We start from the raw sequence: 17,390 nt of genomic DNA, 5'->3' as shown, positions 1-17,390 counted from the left end.
CGCGCTGGACGTCGAGCGGCTGACCGCCATCGACATGCACACGCACGCGGAGGTCTCCAAGGACGGCCACGGGGCGCTCAGCCCCGAGCTGTTCGGTGCCTCCGAGACCTACTTCAAGGCGCACGGACACCGGCAGCCGACCATCGAGGAGATGGCCGGCCACTACCGCGAACGCCGCATGGCGGCCGTGGTGTTCACCGTCGACGCCGAGCACGCCACCGGCCATCCGCGGATCTCCAACGAGGAGATCGCCGAAAGTTGCGCCGCTCACGCCGACGTGCTGATCCCCTTCGCCAGCATCGACCCCCACAAGGGCCGCGCGGGCGTGCGCGAGGCCCGTCGGCTGGTCGAGGAACACGGCGTTCGCGGCTTCAAGTTCCACCCCAGCATCCAGGCGTTCTCCCCGAACGACCCGCTCGCCTACCCCCTGTACGAGGCCATCGAGGAACTCGGCGTGCCCGCCCTCTTCCACACCGGTCAGACCGGCATCGGCGCCGGCGTACCGGGCGGCGGAGGCATCCGGCTCAAGTACTCGAACCCGATGCTGATCGACGACGTGGCCGTGGACTTCCCCGAACTGCGGATCATCCTCGCCCACCCCTCCTTCCCGTGGCAGGACGAGGCCCTGGCGGTGGCCACCCACAAGCCGCACGTGTACATCGACCTGTCCGGCTGGTCCCCGAAGTACTTCCCGCCGCAACTCGTGCGCTACGCCAACACCCTGCTCAAGGACAAGGTGCTCTTCGGCTCCGACTACCCCGTCATCACCCCCGACCGCTGGCTCGCCGACTTCGAGAACCTCGACATCAAGCCCGAGGTCCGGCCGAAGATCCTCAAGGAGAACGCCGCCCGCCTGCTCGGCCTGCTCACCGACTGAAGGAACAGCTCGTGTTGAACCAAGGCATCGGCTCCTGGCCGGCCCGCAGGGCCCGCAAGACCCCCGACCGGATCGCCGTCGTCCACGAAGGCCGCACCTGGACCTACCGGGAGCTGCACGGGCGGGTCCTGCGCCTCGCCCACGCCCTGCGCGCGCTGGGAGTGGCGCCGGGGGACCGGATCGCCTACCTGGGGCCCAACCATCCGGCCTTCCTGGAGGCCCTGTTCGCCGCCGGGACGGTGGGTGCGGTCTTCGTCCCGCTCAACACCCGCCTGGCCGCGCCGGAGTTGGCGTACAACCTGGCCGACTCGGGCAGCACCCTCCTCATCCACGCGCCCGAACAGGCCGAGGTGGCCCGTGCCGCCGCGGCCGAGTCGGGCGTACGGCACCGGATCGCGGTCGGCGGGTCCGGTTCCGGCTCCGGTTCCGGCTCAGGCTCCGGCGAGGAGGGCGCCCTCGACTACGAGGCGCTGCTCGCGGGCGCCGGGAGCGGCCCGCTGGACGAGGTCGTGGCGCCCGAGGACCCGTGCATGATCATGTACACCTCCGGGACCACGGGCCGGCCCAAGGGCGCCGTCCTCTCCCACGCCAACATCACCTGGAACAGCGTCAACGTCCTCGTCGACACCGACCTGGCCGGCGACGAGGTGACCCTCGTGGTGGCCCCGCTGTTCCACACCGCGGGCCTCAACATGACCTGCCTGCCCACCCTGCTCAAGGGCGGCCGCGTGGTCCTCCTCGGCGCCTTCGACGCCGACCGCGTCCTGGAACTCGTCGAGGAGCTGCGGGTGACGTACATGTTCGGCGTCCCCACGATGTACGACGCCATGGCGGCCCGGCCCCGCTGGCACAGCGCGGACCTCTCCAGCCTGCGCACCGTCAACTGCGGCGGCGCCCCCGTGCCCGCCCACACCATCGCCGCCTACCTCGCCCGCGGTCTGGCCTTCAGCCAGGGCTACGGCATGACCGAGGCGTCCCCCGGGGTCCTCTTCCTGGACCGCGAGCAGACCTCGGCCAAGGCGGGCTCCGCCGGGGTGCCGCACTTCTTCACCGACACCCGCCTCGTGCTGCCGGACGGCAGTGCGGCCGGGCCGGGACAGCGCGGCGAGATCCTGGTCGAGGGGCCCCACGTCATGACCGGCTACTGGGGCCTGCCCGGGCACACCGAGGCCGCCTTCGCCGACGGCCGCTGGCTGCGCACGGGCGACGTCGCACGCACGGACGACGACGGCTACACCTACATCGTCGACCGGGTGAAGGACATGTTCGTCTCGGGAGGGGAGAACGTCTACCCGGCCGAGGTGGAGGAGGTCCTCCTCACCCACCCCGCCGTCGCCGAGTGCGCGGTCATCGGCGTGCCCGACCCGGTCTGGGGCGAGGTCGGCCGCGCCGTGGTCGTCCTCAGGCCGTTCGCCCGCACCGATGAGGACGCGATCCTCGGCCATCTCCGGGGCCGGCTGGCCAAGTACAAGATCCCCAGGTCCCTCGTCGTGACCGGCGCACTGCCCCGTACGGCCTCCGGAAAGATCATCAAGCCCGCGGTGCGCGACGCCCACGCACCCGGTCCCACCGCGCGCCCGCACCCGTAACGGAAGTCCGAGCGGCACAGCCTCAAGGGCCTTGCACACCAAGGCCCTTGCCATCGAAAGGAACTCCCATGCCCACGCTCACCCACGGCCTCGACGAACTCAAAGCCCTCAGCGGAGCCGACCTCGGCCGCACCGAATGGCTCGACATCACCCAGAACCGGGTGAACACCTTCGCCGACGCCACCGACGACCACCAGTGGATCCACACGGACCCGGAGAAGGCCAAGGACGGCCCCTTCGGGGGCCCGATCGCCCACGGCTACCTCACCCTCGCCCTGATCATCCCGCTCTTCGGCGAGCTCCTCACCATCACCGGCACCAAGATGAGCGTCAACTACGGCCTGGACAAGGTCCGTTTCCCCAGTCCCGTGCCGGTCGGCGCGAAGATACGCCTGCACGGCGCCGTCGGCACCGTGGAGGAGGTCAAGGGCAACGGCGTGCAGATGCCCCTGACGTTCACCATCGAGGTCGAAGGCAACGACAAGCCGGCCTGCGTCGCCCAGGCGGTCTACCGCCACTACGCCTGACGACACCGGGCAGTAAGACGAGGGAGCGGTACCGACCCACCGGGTCGGTACCGCTCCCTCGTCTCTGTTTCAGCCCACCGGGCGGGCCGAGGGGTCGAGTTGCTGTTCCAGAGCGGCCAGCGTCCGGTAGCAGGCCATCACCTGGGCGATGGAGGAGTTGGGCTCGCGGCCCTCGCGGATGGCGGCGACGAACTCGCGGTCCTGGAGCTCGATGCCGTCCATCGACACGTCGACGCCGCTGACGTCGATCGGCTCGTCCTTGCCGGTGACGAGGTCGTCGTACCGGGCGAGGTAGGTGCCGGTGTCGCCGATGTAGCGGAAGAAGGTGCCGATCGGCCCGTCGTTGTTGAACGACAGCGACAGGGTGCAGAGGGCGCCGTTCTCCGCACGCAGCTGGATGGACATGTCCATCGCGATGCCGAGCTCGGGGTGGATCGGACCCTGGACGGCGTTCGCCTGCACGATCGGCGAACCGGTCTGGTGGGCGAAGAGGTCGACGGTGTGTGCGGCGTGGTGCCACAGCAGGTGGTCGGTCCAGGACCGGGGCTGACCAAGGGCGTTGAGGTTGGTGCGGCGGAAGAAGTACGTCTGCACGTCCAGCTGCTGGAGCGAGAACTCGCCCGTCCGGATCCGTCCCCGCACCCACTGGTGGCTGGGGTTGAAGCGCCGGGTGTGCCCGACCATCCCGACCAGCCCGCTGCCCTGCTGGGCCTTCAGGCAGGCCTCGGCGTCACCGAGGGAGGCTGCCAGCGGGATCTCGACCTGGACGTGCTTGCCCGCTTCCAGGCAGGCCAGCGTCTGCTCGGCGTGCAGCGGAGTGGGCGTGGCGAGGATGACGGCGTCGATGTCGTCCATGGCCAGCACCTCGTCGAGGGTGGCGACGCCGCGGCCGGCGTCCTGCTCATCGGCGAACTTCCGTGCGCTGTCGAGGGAGCCGCTCACCACGGCGGCCACCTCGACGCCCTCGATCCGCCGGAGCGCGGCGGCGTGCTTGGCTCCGAAGGCGCCGCCTCCGGCGAGGGCCACCCTCAGGGTTCGGTCGTCAGTCATGTCACTCCTTCACGGCGGGCGTCTCGGCCCCCGGGTGGTTTTCCAGGATCAGGTGGCCGACGGCGGTGTTGGACGCCGGCACGTGGTAGAAGCGGTGCTTGACCTCGGCCCGGCCCTCGCCGTCCACGTCGCTCATGGCGCCCCGGGCTATGAGCCACATGACCAGTTCGATGCCCTCCGACCCGGCCTCCTCGACGTATTCGAGGTGCTGGACCTGCGCCAGGCCGGCCGGGTCGGTGATCAGGCGGTCGAGGAAGGCGTTGTCCCACGCGCGGTTGATGAGGCCGGCGCGGGGGCCCTGGAGCTGGTGGCTCATGCCTCCGGTGCCCCACACCTGGACCTTCAGCGGCCGGTCGTACGACTCGATCGCCCGGCGCAGCGCCCGGCCCAGCTCGAAGCAGCGGGAACCGGAGGGGACGGGGTACTGCACCACGTTGACGTGGAAGGGGATCACCTTGCACGGCCACTTCTCGACGTCGCCGAACATCAGCGACAGCGGGACGGTGAGTCCGTGGTCGACGGCCATCTCGTTGGCGAGCGTGAGGTCGAAGTCGCTCCTGATGAGCGTGTGCGCGATGTGCGCGGCCAGGTCGGGTTCGCCCTCGACGCCGGGGACGGGGCGCGGCCCGTACCCCTCGTCGGCGGTCGGGAAGGAGGCGCCCGTCCCGAGCACGAAGGTCGGGATCAGGGACTGGTCGAAGGCGGAGGCGTGGTCGTTGTAGACCAGGAAGATCACGTCGGGGAGGTTCTCCCGCTCCCACCGCCGGGAGTACTCGTACCCCTCGAAGACCGGTCGCCAGTAAGGCTCTTCGGTCTTGGCGTGGTCCATCGCCGCGCCGATCGCCGGTACGTGGGAGGTGAAGACCGCGCCGGTGACCACGGCGTGCTCGGCCGGGGGCGCCGGGTCGGCGTGCGCCGCCTCCAGAACGGCGTGGTCGATGCGGTTGCCCTCCACGGAGCGGCCGCCGCCGGCCATCATGGCGCGGTACTCCTCCTCGGTCATGCCCGTCATCGAACCGGCCATCTGCTGGAACGAGAGCCCCAGGGTCGCGCCCCACTTGGCGAGGAAGTAGATGTTGCCGCCCGCGCGCACGGCGGCGTTGAGGTCCCGGTCGAGCAGGGCCCGCTTCTGGTCCTCGCGCAGCGGCCAGGAGTCCAGGTAGGCGTGCTCGTCGGCGAGGTACAGGGCGCGGTTCTCCGCTGTCATGAGCGACATGCAGAACTGGTTGAGGTGGTAGCCCTTGGCGGACTGCTCGGCGTCGAAGACCGTGGTCCCCGGCACCAGTTTGTAGGTCTTGTCCAGCGACATGGTGGTCTCCGGTGGTGGGTGGATCAGTCGGCGTCCGGCCAGTACAGGCGCATGGGGTTGTCGACGAGGAGCCCCCGCTGCAGGGCCGGGGTGGGCGCGATGTGCGGGATGAAGTCGACGAGCAGGCCGTCGTCCGGCATGTGGCCGGTCAGGTTCGGATGCGGCCAGTCGGTGCCCCAGAGCACCCGGTCGGGGAACTCCTCGACCACGCGCCGGGCGAAGGGGATCACGTCGCGGTACGCGTGCCGCTCCCCGTCGAGGGCGGGCGGGCCGCTCACGGTGAGCCGTTCGGGGCAGGTCACCTTGCACCAGATGTCGGGCCTGGCCCGCAGGAAGCCGAGGAACTCCTCGAACTCCGGACCGTACGGATCCTTCGTGACATCGGGCCGGCCCATGTGGTCGACGACCAGCGGCACCGGGATCGCCAGGAGGAAGTCCCGCAGGCCGGTGAGGTCGGCCGCCTCGAAGTAGACGACGACGTGCCAGCCGTACGGGGCGATCCGCCGGGCGACGTCCAACAGGTCCTGGCGGGGCGCCGCGTCGACGAGCCGCTTGACGAAGTTGAACCGTACGCCGCGGACGCCCGCCTCGTGCAGCTTCCGCAACTCGGCGTCCGCGATCCCCGGCCGTACGGTCGCGACGCCCCGGGCCAGGCCCCCCGACGACTCCAGGGCGTCGAGCATGGCGCTGTTGTCGGCGCCGTGGCAGGTCGCCTGCACGATCACGTTGCGGGCGAAGCCCAACCGGTCGCGCAGTGCGTGCAGTTGGTCCTTTGAGGCGTCGCAGGGGGTGTACTTCCGCTCGGGGGCGTACGGGAACCGCGCCCCCGGTCCGAAGACGTGGCAGTGCGCGTCGACGGCGCCGTCGGGCACCTGGAACTCCGGCCGGCCGGGGTCGGCGTACCAGTCCAGCCAGCCGGGGGTCTTCTCGAAGGTCGTCATCTCATTCAACTCATCCATCTCGGTCAATTCAGTCCCGTCAGTCCCGTGGGTGCGGTCAGTCCCGTGCGTCCGGTCAGTCCTGGTAGCGCAGACCGAGCTCGGCCAGCGGGCCGCGCATCGCGTACATGTCCAGGCCGAGCTCGCCCGCGCGGAACCGGGCGCGCTTGCCCTCCTCGTTGGCCTCGCGCCGGGCCGAGGCCTCGGCGACCTCGGCCGCCCGCTCGCGCGGCACGACCACGACACCGTCGCGGTCCGCCACGACCACGTCCCCGGGCCTGACCAGGGCGTTGGCGCAGACCACCGGCACGTTGACCGAGCCGAGCGTGGCCTTGACCGCGCCCTTGGCGTTGATCGCCCGGGAGAAGACCGGGAAGTCCATCTCCTCCAGGTCGGCCACGTCGCGCACACCGCCGTCGATGACCAGGCCCGCGCACCCCCGGGAGCGGAACGAGGTGGCGAGCAGATCGCCGAAGAAGCCGTCCTCGCTCTCGGTCGTACAGGCAGCGACCACGACGTCGCCCTCCCGGATCTGCTCGGCCGCGACGTGGAGCATCCAGTTGTCACCGGGCTGCAGCAGCACGGTCACCGCGGTACCGCACAGACGGGCGGCGGGGTAGACGGGGCGGACATAGGGGCGCATCAGCCCCACCCGGCCCATGGCCTCGTGGATCGTGGCGACACCGAAGGCCGACAGTGCGGCGACGGCCTCGGGATCGGCGCGGGTGATCGAGGTGTGGACGACACCCAGCTCGGTGTGCTCCATGCCTTCTCCTCCTGGGAGTTCAGTGGCCGGCCGCGGCGAGGCGGGCGGCGAGGCGGGGGTAGACGCGAAGGGCGTTGCCGCCGTAGACGGCGGCGCGTTCCTCGTCGGAGAGGTGCGGGGTGGCCTCGACGTACCGCTTCGTGTCGTCGAAGTGGTGGCCGGTGCGCGGGTCGATGTCGCGGACCGCGCCGATCATCTCGCTGGCGAACAGGACGGAACGGCTGGGCACCACCCGGGTGAGCAGGTCGATGCCGGGCTGGTGGTAGACGCAGGTGTCGAAGAAGACGTTGTCCAGCAGCGTCTCGGGATCCGGCCTGCCCAGCGCCATCGCCAGACCGCGGAACCGTCCCCAGTGGTAGGGCACCGCACCCCCGCCGTGCGGGATCACGAACCGCAGGGTCGGGAAGTCGGCGAACAGGTTTCCCTGGACCAGCTGCATGAACGCCGTGGTGTCGGCGTTGAGGTAGTGGGCGCCGGTGGTGTGGAAGGCCGGGTTGCACGAGGTACTGACGTGGATCATGGCGGGTACGTCGTACTCGACCATCGCCTCGTAGAGCGGGTACCAGCTGCGGTCGGTCAGGGGTGGCGCGGTCCACTTGCCCCCCGACGGGTCGGGGTTGAGGTTGACCGTCACCGCGCCGAGCTCCTCGACCGCGCGGCGCAGCTCGGGCAGGCAGGTCGCCGGATCGACCCCCGGCGACTGCGGCAGCATCGCGCCCATCGCGAAGCGGGTGGGATAGAGCGCGGCGACGCGGTGGACCAGGTCGTTGCAGATCCGCGCCCACGTCGAGGAGACGGCGAAGTCGCCTATGTGGTGGGCCATGAAGCTGGCCCGGGGGGAGAAGACCGTCAGGTCGCAGCCGCGCGCGTCCATGAGCCGCAGCTGGTTGTCCTCGATCGCGTGGCGCAGGTCGTCGTCGGTGATGACCAGCTCGTCGGGACGGGGCGCGTCCTGGGGCGCTCCGACCGCCGCTATCTGGCGGTCCCGCCAGTGGGCCAGCTGCGGCGGTGCGGTGGTGAAGTGTCCGTGGCAGTCGATGATCATGTGCGTGCTCCAGGTGGTGCGGTCGGGGTCAGCCGGAGGAGCCGGCCGGCCAGCCCGTGTACTGCTCGGCGAGGTACGTGCGCCCGGCGCGGGTGCCCACCACGTTGTCGAGCTCGCCGAGCTGGCGGCGCAGGTCGAACGGTGTCGCGCCGGCCGTCGTGTGCAACAGCCGGGTCATCCAGTAGGAGAAGTTCTGCGCCCGCCAGATCCGCTGGAGGGCCCGCGGCTCGTACTCGTCCAGCGCGGCCTCGCCGGCGCCGCCGAGCGCCTTCAGCAGGACGTCGGCGAGCACCTTCACGTCGTGCAGCGCGAGGTTGAGCCCGCGGGCACCGGTCGGCGGCACGGTGTGCGCGGCGTCGCCCGCCAGGGCCATGGACCCCCAGCGCATGGGCTCCTGGACGAACGAGCGGAACCGCAGCACCGTCTTCTCCAGGACCGGCCCCTCATGGAGGCGGAAGCCGTCCCGGCCGGCCACGCGGGCCTGCAGCGTCTCCCAGATGCGGTCGTCCGGCCAGTCCTCGGGGGACGCCTGGGGATCGCACTGGAAGTACATCCGCTGCACGCTCTCGGTGCGCTGGCTGATGAGCGCGAAACCGTGCTCGGAGTGGGCGTAGACCAGCTCGGGCGCGCTCGTGGGCGCCTCGGCCAGGATGCCGAACCACGCGAAGGGATACTCCTTGCCGTAGCGCACCCGTCGCTCCTCGGGCACCAGATCGCGGCACATGCTGCGCGAGCCGTCCGCGCCGACCACGTACCGGGCCCGGATCTCGTGGCGGGAGCCGTCCGGCGCGGTGAAACGGACCCGGGGGGCGCCGGTGGTGACGTCGAGGACCTCGGTGTCCCTGATCCCGAAATGGACCGTGCCGCCGTCGCGGGCCCGGGCATCGGCCAGATCGACGAACACGTCGGTCTGCGGGTAGAGCCACGCGGAGGCGCCCACCAGCTCCTTGAAGTGGATGCGGTGCGGCCGGCCGCCGAAGCGGAGCTCGATGCCCTCGTGCTCGTGGCCCTCGCGCAGGATCCGGTCGCTGACTCCGGTCTCGACCAGGTCGCGGGCGGCGCCGGCTTCGAGGATGCCCGCCCGCTGCGTCGTCTCGATCTCGTGGCGGGAGCGGGTGTCGACCGCCACCGCCTCGACTCCGGCCCGCCCGAGCAGGTGCGCCAGCATCAGTCCGGCCGGCCCGGCCCCGATGACGGCAACGGGTACCGAGGCGACGGTGTCGACGGGGGCTTCGGCCATGGCATCTCCTGAGCGGCTGCGAACGTTCCGGACACCCCGAACGTTGGCAGCCGGAGCCCGTGCCGGTCGCCGGTGTTTCCGCCAGGCGGAAGCCCCTCGGGCGTCAGTCCGCGGTGCGGGCCCGCCGGCCGAGCTCGTCGGAGATCGCGTACGCCGCCCTGAGCAGCGGTTCCCGAAGTCCCCGCGCACGGTTCGCACTACGCGCCGCCACGACGATCCCCAAGGCGGCGCTGACCGGCCCGGTCCGGCCGATCCGTACGGTCGCGGCCACCGCGACCGTGTCCTCGGAGAGCTGCCGGTCGCTCACGAAGACCTGCTCGCGGCGGATGGCGTCCAGCTGGGCGCGCAGCGTCTTCGGGTCCGTGACGGTGTGCGGGGTCCAGGCCCGCAACGGCGACTCCAGGACCTCCTCCTGGACCTCCCGCGGCGCGTGCGCCAGCAGCACCCGGCCCATTCCGGTGGAACCGATCGGGAACCGGCTCCCGACCATCGTCAGCAGCTGCACCGACCGGTGTCCGGCGATCCGTTCCACGAACACGAGCTCCAGGCCCTCGCGCACCGCGAGCTGGACGTTCTCGTGCGTCGCCTCGTAGAGGTCCTGCATGAACGGCAGGGCGGCGTCCCGGAGGATCTGGGTGCGCGGGCAACCGGAGGCGATCTCCCAGAGCCTCAGCCCGACGTGCCACGACCCGTCCTCGACCCGCTCCAGAGCCCCCCACGCCGCGAGCTCCGCCACCACGCGATGGGTGGTGCTGAGGGCCAGACCCGTCCGCTGGGCGATCTCCGACAGGGTCTGCGAGGGGTGTTCGCGGTCGAAGGCCGACAGGACGAGAAGGACCTTTCCGGCCGCGGTGTTCCGGGTTGCGCTCACGCGGTCAGTCTCGCAGACCCGCGTTGAGCTGCCCGTCCGTGCGCCGTACCATCCGCCGTACCATCTGCCGGAAACCAAGGAGGAGACGTGGACCGAGAGATCTCCGGGCTGTCCTCGATGGCGACGCGGCCCGTGCTCGCCGAGCTCACCGAACACATCCGGCTCGCCGAAGGGCTCGTGGTGCGCTTCGACTCCGCGGGTGGCGTCGAGATCGCGCGGCGGGTGCGCGAGGGCGCCGGGGCCGACGTGCTCGTGCTCGCGGAGGGGGCGCTGGCCGCGCTGGCCGAGGAGGGGTACGTCCTCGGTGATTCGCTGCGCCCGCTGTGGGTCTCGCAGGTCGTCGCCGCGGTGCCGCAGGGGACACCGGTCCCGGCACTGCGCTCGGAATCCGACCTGCGGGCGGCGCTCCTGTCGGCGAAGAGGATCGCCTATTCCACGGGCCCCAGCGGTACGGCCCTCGTCGATCTGATCACCCGGCTGGACCTCGCCGACGCGCTGGGGGACCGGCTCGTGCAGGCGCCACCCGGCGTACCCGCGGGCAGCCTGCTGTCGTCCGGCCGGGCGGACCTGGCCTTCCAGCAGCACAGCGAGCTGATGGACCTGCCGGGCGTGGTCGTGGTCGGCCCGCTGCCGGGCGAGCACGCGATCAGCTCGACGTTCGGCGGGGGAGTCCTGGCCGTCTCCTCCCAGCCGGGCCGGGCCCGCGAAGTCCTCGACTTCCTCGGTTCCGGCCCGGCGTGGAAGACCGCCCGCGCGAAGGGCATGCGGGCCTTCGGGGACCGGTGATCGGTCCGCCGCCGCTGAAGGGCGCCCGGCCTACGGGTGCGCCGGCCCCGCCGGGCCCGCGGTGCAAGCCAGGGCGAAGTCCACGGACGCGCTGAAGATCCGCTCGGCCTCCTCGTCCGGCAGACCGGCCCAGCCGTGGTCGGCGCCGGGTACGGGCCGGAAGTCGACCCGGGCGCCCACCCGGTGCAGGGCTGCGGCCAGTTGCTCGCCCTGGGCGAGCGGGATGAGCGTGTCCTCGGCGCCGTGCAGGACGAGGAACGGCGGTGCGCCGGCGTGCACATGGGCGACCGGGCTCGCGGCGCGGGCCCGGTCCGGTGCGTCGGCGAGCGCGGCTCCGATCAACAGCGCCTCACGGGTGGTGGGGTCGGCGGCGTCGTAGGCGCCGGGCGGGCACTGGCCGGGCAGGGTGGTCAGGTCGGTGGGCCCGTACCAGACGACGCAGCCGCTCACGGGAGCGGTGAGGGCGAGCAGGGCGGCCAGGTGGGCGCCGGCCGACTCGCCCCACGACACGATGCGGTGTGCGTCGAGGCCGAGTTCGCCGGCCCGGGCGGTCAGCCAGCCCAGCGCGGCCGTCGCGTCGTCGAGCTGAGCCGGATGGACGGCCTCGCCGCTGAGCCGGTAGTCGACGGAGGCGACCGCGAAACCGGCCCGGGCGAGACGGGCGAAGGGGTCGGGGCTCCAGTGCCGGAAGCGCGGTCCCAGCTCCGCCCGGGAACCCGCGCGCCAGCCCCCGCCGTGGAGGTAGAGCACGACCGGCAGGGGCGGCCCGTGCGCCCCGTCGGGCAGCCACAGGTCGAGTTCGAGCGGCCGGATGCCCGCACGGTAGGCGTACGGGACCCCGCGCAGCACCCGTACGCCGGGAGCGGGGTGCGCGGCGGGCGGAAGCGGCAGCCGCTCGGGGGCGGGCGGCGCGAGGAACGCGGCGAGGCCGGGCGTCAGCGGCACGGGATCAGCTCCCCGTGCGCCACTGGTGTCCGGGCAGGAAGCGCACGTCGTACCGCTCCGGCACGGTGGCGAACTGCTGCGGCCGCGGTACGTACGGCTCGGGGGGCAGGCCGAGTTCCTCGGTCGGGACGCCGAGGCTCTCGAAGAACCGCTCGAAGGTGCCGCCGGGTCCCGCGGCCACGCCGACGACCCGGCTGTGGTGGCGCTCGATGCGGTAGGCGTGCGGGCAGTTCTTCGGTACGAAGCCGAAGTCGCCTGCGGTGAGCAGCCTTTCGTGCTGCTCACCCGCGAGGTCCTCGACGAACAGCCGCACCGCGCCGTCGGTGATGTAGAAGACCTCGTAGGTGTCGGAGTGGACGTGCGCGGGGATCACCTCGCCCCTGGGCCCCTCGACGGTGAAGAAGTTGAAGGCGTTCTCGGTCTGCTCGCCGCCCGCGTAGACGGTGACCAGGTCGGTGAACAGGTGGGCGCGGTCGCCCATGCCCTTCTCGATGAAGTACGGCTTCCCGGGCTCGGCCGGGATGTGCGACCGCGGGCGGCTGGGACGGGCGAACTCCATGGTCATGAGAACCTCCGGCACGACGGGACGAGGTGTGTCAGGTTACCTGACATTAATCTCGGGGGGAGTCCCCGTACGGTCGCTATCCTCGAATCCCCGTCCCCCGAGGAACCATGACCACCCCCGCACCCAACCTGCCCCAGCTGCTCACCGAGGCCAAGCGCTGGTTCGACGACGCGTTGCTGGCCAGCATGCGGGCCGCCGGCGAGCAGCCGGTCACCGTCGGGCAGGCGGCCGTCTTCGCCGCCCTCGACGAAGAGGGCACCACGGTCTCGGGCCTGGCCCGCCGGATGGGCGTCACCCGGCAGACCGCCCACCAGGCGGTGCACGCCCTCATCGGCCTGGGCCTGCTGGAGCAGACACCCGACCCCGCCTCCGCCCGCAGCCGCCTGATCCGCCCGACGGCGGAGGGCGCGCGCGTACACCGACGCGCCCGGGAGACCCTCACCGTCATCGAAGGCGTCCTGGCGCAACGCATCGGCGCCGACGCGGTCGGCGCCCTGCGCGAGGCGCTGACCATCCCCATGGGGGAGCCCCCGCTGGTCGAAGCGCCCTGAGCACTGCCGACCCCTGCGGCCGGGTTCGTGTTGGTCGTGGACGGGTGGTGATCGCTGTACGAGCCGTCGTGGCCGCGGGGATCGCTGATGACCCGAGCAGCCGGACCGAAGGCCGAGGCCCCGCCAGAATTCGTTCTGGCGGGGCCTCGGCGCGTCCCGTGAGTCGCTATGGGGGGTCGTCGTGTTGGAGGGCGGTGTGGACGCCCGTGATGACTACGGTGATGAGGCAGAGGGCGATGATGGTTTCGGCCCACAGGAAGGCGAACCAGTCGAGTACGCAGCCGATCGGGGGCGTGCCGGGGGCGTTGTTGCGGAAGGCCGAGAGGGCGAACAGGGTGGCGGCCATCCAGCCCAGGGCGGCCCAGACCAGGCCTTCCCTGCGGGTCGTCACGTACCAGGCGCCGATGAGCACGGACGCCGCCAGCGCCCACATCACGATCATCATGAAGACCGTGAAGACGAGCAGGCTGCCCGATCGGGACAGCCCCAGCGCCACGCCGGCGGCCTCTTGCCCGGCCGGGGCGGGTGTCGCGGAGATCGAGAAGAGCGGGTCGTCGTTGGAGAACAGCACCCGCACCGGCACCTGTTCGCCGTCCAGCTGCGCCCAGAAGGCGATGTCGGTCTTGTAGGTGTCGAACGGATAGTCGCTGATCGATCCGTCCGTGAGCGCCACCCGCACGTCCCTGATCGTGAGCCGCTCGTGCGCCGTGAAATCCAGGTCGCCGAGGGTCTGCGCGGAGGTCTGGAGGCTGAGATCGGCCACCGGGGCGGTCCCCGCCTCCTCGCCGAGGGTCCCGCGCGCGGTGACCCGTACCCGTAGCGCCAGTTCTCTGGCCGCGGCGTCGACGCGTTGGACGTCGGCCTCCACGTCCACCCGGTCGGTGGCCTGGGATCCGACCGTGTGGACCGTGTCGAGCCGCTGCCGCTCGGTGTACTGCAACCACGACCCCAGGGCCACCGCCATCACGATCAGGACCGCGAGGGGGAGCAGGACCGCCAGGAGCGAAGCCCCGGAGCGAGGTGGGTGACGTGCTTCCCAGGTGGGCGTCATGGTGACTCCGGCGAGGTGGGACCTCAGGGAGTGGTCAGGGAGTGGTTAGGGAGTGGTCTCGAACTTGGGTGGGGCGAGGTCCTTCAGGCATTCGGTCTTCGGGGTGTCGGGGGTGTCGAAGAACGAGACGGCGATCTCCTGGGCGCACTTCGACGTGGCGATCACCACGTGGGGTTCGTAGGGGATCGTGACGACCTTCGCCTTGCTCAACGTCCGGGCGACGTACGGGCCGTTGTCGGCGCCGGTCTGGGCATCGAACGAACCCGACAGGGCGAGGGTGGGGATGTCGCTCGTCGTGACGTCACGGATCGAGGGCGCGGCCGCGGGGACGTTCCAGGCTTCGCAGTCAGCAGGGAGGAAGGTCAGCAGCGGGGCCTGGGCCTGCACCGAGGCGGGGAACGACGGGAACTCCTTCCGCCCGCCCTGGAGCGCCGCGTCCTTGCTCTCGTACGGAGTCCACTCGCTGCAGAAGATGCCGTAAGCGAGGCCGTGCGACACCACGCCGATGCCCTTGGGGTTGAGCCTCCAGCCCGCCCACTGCTGGGCGATCCGCTGCGGGTTGCCGTTCGCCAGCTCGTCGAGGGAGAGCGGTACGGCCTCGGCCGTGTGGGTGGCGGAGGTCAGCCAGTTCACCAGGGTTCCGCCGTCGATCACGACCTTGACCGGCTCCTCGCTGCCGGGGCGCGTGACGGTGGTGGTGACCGGCTTGGCTTCGAGGTCGCTGACGAGCTTCTCGAAGGTGGAGGGCAGGTTCGGATAGCGCTCGTTGCAGGCCGGCTGGTCCGCGCAGGCCTTGAACAGGCCCTCGACGCCCTGCCGGAAGCTGCTCCAGGTCGAGGCCGACCCGGACCGGGACGGCGGCAGGATGCCGTCGATGCCCACCGAGCGGAGTCCCTCGGGGTGCAGGCGCATGGAGACCAGCGCCAAGTGGGTGCCGTAGGAAATGCCGTACAGGTTCCACTGTTTGATGCCCAGCGCCGTGCGCAGGGCGTCGTAGTCGGCGGCGCTCTCGGTGTCGTTGTAGGCACTGAGGTCGACCCCGCGGGCCGCCAGCTTGTCGCGGCAGGCCTTCGTGGCCTCGACGTGCAGGCGCTCGGTGGACGGAGCGTCGTAGACGAGGCTGATCACCTGTCCGTTGAACTCGTCGACGTTGGGGCAGAGGAGCTCCGGGTCGGCGGAGTACGTACCGCGCTGGGACATGAGGATCAGGTCACGGTCGCGGTTCAGGCCGCCGTCGACGGCCATCTTCGCCTCTCCCACCGCGTCGTCGCCCGGTCCGCCCGCGAGCCACACGACGGGGTCGGGTTTGGGCGTGTCGGCCACCGCGGGCACGATCGCGACACCGAGCTTGATCGTTCGGCTGCTCGGCTCGGCGCGGTTCTCGGGCACGGTGAGCGTTCCGCAGCGGGCGTCCTTCAGTTCCTCGATGGGTTCCGTGGTCTTCGGGCAGGGCCCTGGAGTGAAGGTGGCGTCGCCCACCGTCCGGGCCACCGTGCCGATCGGCGCTCCGGCGCCGTCGTCGGCGCGGGGCTGTGCCTGGGCGGGCGCCGTGAGCATGCCGGTGACGAGGAGACCGGCCGCCATGCCGGCCGACGGGGCGAGGAGTCGTCGTACGGTGCGCCGACGACGGGGCGCGTGGTGGCGTGTCATCTGCTCTCCCGGTTACTTCGGGATGATCGTGAACGGCTGGGGCTCCAGATCGTCCACGCAACTCGTGTCGGGGGCCGTCGGGTTGACGAAGAACGAGGCCAGCACGCTTTGCGCGCAAGGCGACTGCGGGACCACCCAGTGGCCGATTCCGGGCACCTGCACGGCGGTCGAGCCGGACAGGTTCCGGGCTACGCCCTGCGCCCAACTCGCTCCGGTCTTCACGTCGAACGTGCCGGAGACGACGAGCGCCGGCACCGAGCTGAAGGTGGGCACCCGCTGGATCTCCGCGCGATCCGGAACGTTCCAGACTCCGCATGCCGGATATTGGAAGGGAAGTTGCGGCGCCTGGGCCAGGACCGAGTCCGGCCACCCCGGGTAGGCCTTCTGCCCCGCCTTGAGCACGTCGGATTCCGAGTACCCCGGAGCCCATTCGCTGCACGCTATCGAGTTCGTCAGGCCGTGCGCGAACTCGCCGACCTTCTGCACCGAACCGGCCGCGCGGGCCTGCGCGAACCGCTCCGGGTTTCCGTTGCCCAGTTCATCGAGCGCCGCCGGGATGTCTTTGGGCCGGGGGGTGAAGGCGACGATCAGATTCAGCAGGGCGCCCCCGTCGAGGACGGTCTTGACCGGTTGCCCCCCGTCCTTCGGTGTGACGTCGAGCGTCAGGGGGGCGGCCTCCAGCTTGCTCACCTGCTCCGTCAGCAGGCCCGGGAGGTCCGGGTACCGGTCCTTGCAGGCGGGCTGGGCAGCGCACGCCTCGAAGATGTTGCGGATGCCCTCGGCGGTGCTGCCCCATGTCCACGGCAGGGTCACGAACTGGGAGGGCGCGACCGAGTCGAGCGCCACCGCGCGGATCCCCTCGGGGTGCAGGCGCAGGTACGTGAGGGCCAGGTTGCTGCCGTAGGAGTAGCCGTAGACGTTCCACCGGGGGATGTCCAGCGCCTTGCGTAGGTCGGCGAAGTCGGCGGCGTTCTCGGTGCTGTTGTAGGCGCTGAGGTCGGTGCCGTCGGCCGTCAGGCGGTCCCGGCACTCCTTCACCGCTTTCAGGAAGAGCTGTTCCGCCTCCTGTGCGTCGTAACCCAGGCCCACGGCCTGCGCGTTGAACCGGTCGACCTCCGGGCAGGCGAGGTTCGGCCGGTCGTAGAGGTTGCCGCGCTGGGCCATGACGATCAGCTCGCGGTCCTTGTTCAGGCCGGAGTCGACGAGGAAGGGGATGTCGTCGAAGGTATCGGCACCGGGGCCGCCCGCCATGAACACCACCGGGTCGGCGCCGGGCTTCGCGGAGGCGGCCGGAATCCGTGCAACGGCCAGGTCTATGGTGCGGCTCCCGGGGGTGGAGCGGTTCTCGGGGACCTGGAGGCGGCCGCACTGCGCGGTACTCAGCGCTTCGATCGGCTCGGGTGTCTTCGGACAGGCACCGGGTACGAAGCGCGGGGCCACCGGGCTGGGCTGCCCAACGGGCTGGGATGCTCGTGGCGCGGCGCTGCTGGGTGTGGAGCCGAGTGCCGCCAGACAGAGCAGGGCGGCTGCGGCAGTCACCGCGGGGACGCTGTGCTTTGGCATGTGATCCCGTTCCTCTGCCGGCATCGGCGGCCCTGCCGGGGCCAGGCCGCAGCGTTTTGGGCGGAAC

17 protein-coding genes are annotated in these 17,390 nt (G+C 71.3%); 5 read left to right on the top strand and 12 right to left on the bottom strand.

All coding sequences use genetic code 11. The annotated features are described in order from the left end of the window. Nucleotides 1-4: 4 nt before the first annotated feature. The 3 genes from OG276_RS03105 (at nucleotide 5) to OG276_RS03095 (ending at nucleotide 2,993) form a co-directional block, all read left to right on the top strand. Nucleotides 5-877, top strand: a complete 873-nt coding sequence (locus OG276_RS03105; RefSeq protein WP_266912493.1) for an amidohydrolase family protein — start codon at nucleotides 5-7, stop codon at nucleotides 875-877. Between the two features lie 11 nt (nucleotides 878-888). After that, complete coding sequence (locus OG276_RS03100; protein ID WP_266902455.1) at nucleotides 889-2,466, top strand: long-chain fatty acid--CoA ligase; 1,578 nt, start codon at nucleotides 889-891, stop codon at nucleotides 2,464-2,466. A gap of 68 nt (nucleotides 2,467-2,534) precedes the next feature. Beyond that, nucleotides 2,535-2,993 (top strand): MaoC family dehydratase, encoded by a 459-nt coding sequence (locus tag OG276_RS03095; RefSeq protein WP_266902454.1) that lies wholly within the window; start codon nucleotides 2,535-2,537, stop codon nucleotides 2,991-2,993. A 69-nt stretch (nucleotides 2,994-3,062) separates the two neighbouring features. On the opposite strand, the gene OG276_RS03090 is transcribed toward OG276_RS03095, so the two are convergent. The 7 genes from OG276_RS03090 to OG276_RS03060 all read right to left on the bottom strand — a co-directional run bounded on the left by OG276_RS03090 (nucleotide 3,063) and on the right by OG276_RS03060 (nucleotide 10,212). Beyond that, a complete protein-coding gene (locus OG276_RS03090; RefSeq protein WP_266902452.1) occupies nucleotides 3,063-4,043 on the bottom strand; it encodes a Gfo/Idh/MocA family oxidoreductase in 981 nt (326 codons plus the stop codon). 1 nt (nucleotide 4,044) lies between these two features. Further along, nucleotides 4,045-5,352, bottom strand: coding sequence for a protocatechuate 4,5-dioxygenase subunit alpha (gene ligA / locus OG276_RS03085; RefSeq protein WP_266902450.1), 1,308 nt, complete (start codon nucleotides 5,350-5,352; stop codon nucleotides 4,045-4,047). Nucleotides 5,353-5,375: 23 nt separating this feature from the next. Continuing rightward, on the bottom strand, nucleotides 5,376-6,293 hold the full coding sequence (locus tag OG276_RS03080) for an amidohydrolase family protein (RefSeq protein ID WP_266912491.1): 918 nt from the start codon (nucleotides 6,291-6,293) through the stop codon (nucleotides 5,376-5,378). A gap of 73 nt (nucleotides 6,294-6,366) precedes the next feature. Continuing rightward, on the bottom strand, nucleotides 6,367-7,056 hold the full coding sequence (gene ligK, locus OG276_RS03075; RefSeq protein WP_266902448.1) for a 4-carboxy-4-hydroxy-2-oxoadipate aldolase/oxaloacetate decarboxylase: 690 nt from the start codon (nucleotides 7,054-7,056) through the stop codon (nucleotides 6,367-6,369). Between the two features lie 19 nt (nucleotides 7,057-7,075). Then, on the bottom strand, nucleotides 7,076-8,101 hold the full coding sequence (locus tag OG276_RS03070) for an amidohydrolase family protein (protein ID WP_266902446.1): 1,026 nt from the start codon (nucleotides 8,099-8,101) through the stop codon (nucleotides 7,076-7,078). 28 nt (nucleotides 8,102-8,129) lie between these two features. Then, nucleotides 8,130-9,341, bottom strand: a complete 1,212-nt coding sequence (locus tag OG276_RS03065) for a 4-hydroxybenzoate 3-monooxygenase (protein ID WP_266902444.1) — start codon at nucleotides 9,339-9,341, stop codon at nucleotides 8,130-8,132. A 103-nt stretch (nucleotides 9,342-9,444) separates the two neighbouring features. Further along, the gene (locus tag OG276_RS03060) at nucleotides 9,445-10,212 is read right to left on the bottom strand and encodes an IclR family transcriptional regulator (protein WP_266902442.1); all 768 of its coding nucleotides are present in this window, start codon (nucleotides 10,210-10,212) and stop codon (nucleotides 9,445-9,447) included. Between the two features lie 87 nt (nucleotides 10,213-10,299). On the opposite strand from OG276_RS03060, the gene OG276_RS03055 reads away from it, so the two are divergent. Then, nucleotides 10,300-10,998: a substrate-binding domain-containing protein gene (locus tag OG276_RS03055; protein WP_266902440.1), complete on the top strand. Its 699-nt coding sequence runs from the start codon at nucleotides 10,300-10,302 to the stop codon at nucleotides 10,996-10,998. Between the two features lie 30 nt (nucleotides 10,999-11,028). On the opposite strand, the gene OG276_RS03050 is transcribed toward OG276_RS03055, so the two are convergent. Both OG276_RS03050 and OG276_RS03045 read right to left on the bottom strand, forming a co-directional pair. Next, entirely contained in the window at nucleotides 11,029-11,943 is a 915-nt protein-coding gene (locus OG276_RS03050) for an alpha/beta hydrolase (RefSeq protein WP_266902438.1), read from the bottom strand. Nucleotides 11,944-11,947: 4 nt separating this feature from the next. Beyond that, the gene (locus OG276_RS03045; protein WP_266902436.1) at nucleotides 11,948-12,508 is read right to left on the bottom strand and encodes a quercetin 2,3-dioxygenase; all 561 of its coding nucleotides are present in this window, start codon (nucleotides 12,506-12,508) and stop codon (nucleotides 11,948-11,950) included. A gap of 107 nt (nucleotides 12,509-12,615) precedes the next feature. Here OG276_RS03045 and OG276_RS03040 point away from each other — a divergent pair, with 107 nt between their 5' ends. Continuing rightward, the gene (locus OG276_RS03040; RefSeq protein WP_266902434.1) at nucleotides 12,616-13,059 is read left to right on the top strand and encodes a MarR family winged helix-turn-helix transcriptional regulator; all 444 of its coding nucleotides are present in this window, start codon (nucleotides 12,616-12,618) and stop codon (nucleotides 13,057-13,059) included. A gap of 166 nt (nucleotides 13,060-13,225) precedes the next feature. On the opposite strand, the gene OG276_RS03035 is transcribed toward OG276_RS03040, so the two are convergent. The 3 genes from OG276_RS03035 to OG276_RS03025 are packed head-to-tail and all read right to left on the bottom strand — an operon-like array spanning nucleotide 13,226 to nucleotide 17,323. Continuing rightward, entirely contained in the window at nucleotides 13,226-14,110 is an 885-nt protein-coding gene (locus tag OG276_RS03035) for a DUF4436 family protein (RefSeq protein WP_266902432.1), read from the bottom strand. 45 nt (nucleotides 14,111-14,155) lie between these two features. After that, entirely contained in the window at nucleotides 14,156-15,760 is a 1,605-nt protein-coding gene (locus tag OG276_RS03030) for an alpha/beta fold hydrolase (RefSeq protein ID WP_266902430.1), read from the bottom strand. A gap of 12 nt (nucleotides 15,761-15,772) precedes the next feature. Then, nucleotides 15,773-17,323: an alpha/beta hydrolase gene (locus OG276_RS03025; protein ID WP_266902428.1), complete on the bottom strand. Its 1,551-nt coding sequence runs from the start codon at nucleotides 17,321-17,323 to the stop codon at nucleotides 15,773-15,775. Nucleotides 17,324-17,390: the final 67 nt, after the last annotated feature.

Origin of the sequence: Streptomyces sp. NBC_00086 (assembly GCF_026343255.1) — a bacterium.
Lineage (GTDB): Bacteria > Actinomycetota > Actinomycetes > Streptomycetales > Streptomycetaceae > Streptomyces.
This window is presented reverse-complemented; position numbering and strand designations above follow the sequence as displayed.